Source organism: Pigmentiphaga daeguensis (assembly GCF_039523035.1).
Lineage (GTDB): Bacteria > Pseudomonadota > Gammaproteobacteria > Burkholderiales > Burkholderiaceae_B > Pigmentiphaga > Pigmentiphaga daeguensis.
Window position 1 is genome coordinate 1 of the sequence record NZ_BAAAEN010000080.1, and the last position, 1083, is coordinate 1083.

1 protein-coding gene is annotated in these 1083 nt (G+C 60.2%); it reads left to right on the forward strand.

The features are described 5' to 3' along the window. Positions 1-116 precede the first annotated feature (116 nt). The coding region (locus ABD104_RS30205) for an IS481 family transposase (protein WP_343928887.1) at positions 117-1083 on the forward strand (967 nt) is incomplete at its 3' end.

Here is a 1083-nt window from a genome sequence, read left to right on the forward strand (position 1 = left end):
TGTCGCATCCCTGACGATTATATAGACTCCCGCCGCTACCCCCTGTTCATGGCTCGTGCCGTTTTGCAAGCCCTGATTGAGGAACATGAGCAAGCCAGCAAAGGAGCCCGTACACCATGATGATCGCCTTGCACAAAAACGCCCGCACCACCCCAGCAATACGCGCCGAGATCGCCGCCAGCCAGGAAAGCGCACGTGTGCTCGCCCAGCGCTACGGCGTCACCGAGGCCACCATCTACAAGTGGAAAAAGCGCGATACCTTCGTCGATCGCTCCCACACCGCACACCGCCTGCAGACCACCTTGACGCCAGCGCAGGAAGCGGTCGTCGTGCACCTGCGCCGCAGCCTCTTGCTGCCCCTCGATGATCTGCTTGCGGTCACCCGGGAGTTCCTGTGCCCCAAGGCCTCGCGCTCAGGGCTTGATCGCTGCCTGCGCCGCCATGGCGCAGGCAATCTGCGTCAGCTCATGCCGGCCAGCCCCAAGCCCCAGCACAAAGCCTTCAAGGCGTATGAGCCAGGGTATGTGCACATCGATGTGAAATACCTGCCGCAGATGCAGGACGAGACCCGCAGGCGTTATCTGTTCGTGGCCATAGACCGCGCCACCCGCTGGGTGTTTGTGGCGATCAAGAAAGACAAGACGGCAGCCAGTGCGCGCAGCTTTCTCAAAGCGCTCTCCAAGGCGTGTCCGATCAGGATCAGCAAGGTGCTCACCGACAACGGCAAGGAGTTCACGGATCGCCTGTTTGCCTCCAGAGAGCGCCAGCCTACGGGCGAGCATGAGTTTGACCGGCTGTGCCAGGAGCTGGGCATAGAGCATCGCCTGACCAAGCCCAGAACGCCCAAGACGAATGGGATGGTGGAACGCTTCAATGGTCGCATCGCTGATGTGCTCAAGACGCACCACTTTCATAGCGGGGAGGACTTGGAGCAGACTTTGTTGCGGTATGTGCAGCTCTACAACCACCACTTGCCCCAATCAGCCCTGCAGAGCAAGACGCCTATGCAGGCTATGAGTGGGTGGTATGATTCACACCCTCATTTGTTCCATCGGCGGCCTTATGATCGTCCGGGACTCGACA